This window comes from Microcystis sp. LE19-195.1E (assembly GCF_027532095.1).
GTDB lineage: Bacteria > Cyanobacteriota > Cyanobacteriia > Cyanobacteriales > Microcystaceae > Microcystis > Microcystis aeruginosa.
In genome coordinates this window covers 1-1,664 of sequence record NZ_JAPZSZ010000082.1, presented here as the reverse complement: position 1 = coordinate 1,664, position 1,664 = coordinate 1, and the positions used below count along the sequence as shown (strand labels likewise).

Annotated in this window: 2 protein-coding genes; one reads left to right on the top strand and one right to left on the bottom strand. The window is 42.5% G+C overall.

The genetic code is table 11. The annotated features are described in order from the left end of the window. The first annotated feature begins 351 nt into the window (after window positions 1-351). Window positions 352-1,110: a sulfite exporter TauE/SafE family protein gene (locus O9300_RS04925; protein ID WP_287970373.1), complete on the top strand. Its 759-nt coding sequence runs from the start codon at window positions 352-354 to the stop codon at window positions 1,108-1,110. Window positions 1,111-1,375: 265 nt separating this feature from the next. Here O9300_RS04925 and O9300_RS04920 read toward each other — a convergent pair. Then, window positions 1,376-1,664, bottom strand: a 289-nt coding sequence (locus O9300_RS04920; protein ID WP_287970372.1) for an Rpn family recombination-promoting nuclease/putative transposase, incomplete at its 5' end; no start/stop codon positions are given.

Genomic DNA, 1,664 nt, shown 5'->3' with positions numbered 1-1,664 from the left:
TGGTCAACTACCTAATTTTCAGGGAAAAAGTACCTGAATTTTCCCCCGATCCCCGCAATGGCTGGCACTTTTTGAGGGGAAAAAAGTCCAAAAGTCTTATCCAACAAGGTTTTTAGATTTATTCAGCAGACCCTAATTAGGAGTTGCTGAATAAATGTGAAATATAGACGAGGTAAGGGTTTTAGTGGCTGGTTTTGCGAAACAGGTGCAAGTCCTGTAGGGGCGAAGCATTCGGGCATAAACTATCGCTGAAACCGTAGATTTTCTATCCGAATGCTTCGCCCTTACTTTTTCAGTAAGTCCTATGTATAATAGCAAATTCAGACCCTTAAAGGCCATGAACCGAAGATAATGGCAGACAATTACTTAATTTTACTGATAACGGGCGTTTTTTCGGGCTTATTAGCGGGTTTATTCGGTATTGGGGGTGGCACTATCTCCGTGGCGATCCTGTTAAATTTGGGCTACAGTTACGGGGAATCGGTGGCTACCAGCAGTTTAGCGATCGTTTTTACTTCCCTAGGGGGTACGATCCAAAATTGGCGATTAGGTTCCCTCAAATGGCAGCGAGTTCTCCTCTTAGGTTTACCCGGGATTTTTACGGCATTTATCGGGGTCTATCTGGTCAAATCTAGCCCCAAACACCTCCTAGAAGCGGCTTTTGGTTGTTTTTTACTACTCAATATCTATTTAACCAATCTCAAGCAAAATTTAAGCCAAAAAGAGCCAGTTTCTGCCCTTAGATTGCATCCTAATCTAGCCTGTCTGCTAACCGGAGGAATCGCTGGATTTCTAGCCGGTATTTTCGGAATTGGCGGTGGGGCGATCATGGTGCCACTACAAATGATTTTTTTGGCAGAAAAGATCAAAATCGCCATTGTCACCAGTTTAGGTGTGGTTTTACTCAATTCGATCGCCGCCTGTTTCGCTCATGCCCAAGCTGGTCATATTCTTTATCTAGAAGGGATTATTTTAGGTATCGGTGGTTCTATAGGTGTACAAGTAACCACTCGTTTTTTACCGAAATTACCCGATCGATTGGTGCGGATTACTTTTTATATTTTTCTGCTACTGATGGCCATTTATTTCTTCATCCGCGCTTGCTCTTAGACCGCATCAACGGACTCGTTAAATCTCAACTTTCTAACCCTTCCAGTCTCTCCCTGATGGGCTTTTTCCGTATTCATCAATAAAAAACGGAGAATACTTGACAAATTCGGGGGGGTAGAATGGCGGAGATTATTGCTTTTAATCGCTCATCTATGGGGTATAAATCTTAACTTTTCCCAGTATTAGCCATAACATTAGCTTGAATCAATCAAATCAAACAGGATTTAGTATAACAGAACCTCCTAGACATGAGGACATAAGGAGATTATGTCCCGTTTTGTATAGCTCTAACCTGTTTAACCTCTAATTCTAAGGCGGATGCGACTTGCTCAACGCTTAACCCTAAGGCTAACAAACGGGGGACCGCCTCTAATGCTTTGTTTAGTCTGCCTTGCTCAATGCCTTGCTCAATGCCTTCCTGACGACCTTCCTGACGCGCTTCCTCGCGCACATCTTGAAAATACTGAGTTTGTTTTAATTCATCTAAACTAAACATAGTTTCTATCTCCCGACGATTGAGAAGCGGTAACTTATAAACAAGAATCGTCTCTATT

Excerpts from the sequence above, each read along its gene's own strand:
- O9300_RS04925 (WP_287970373.1), top strand. The coding sequence starts at position 352 with ATGGCAGACAATTACTTAATTTTACTGATAACGGGCGTTTTTTCGGGC.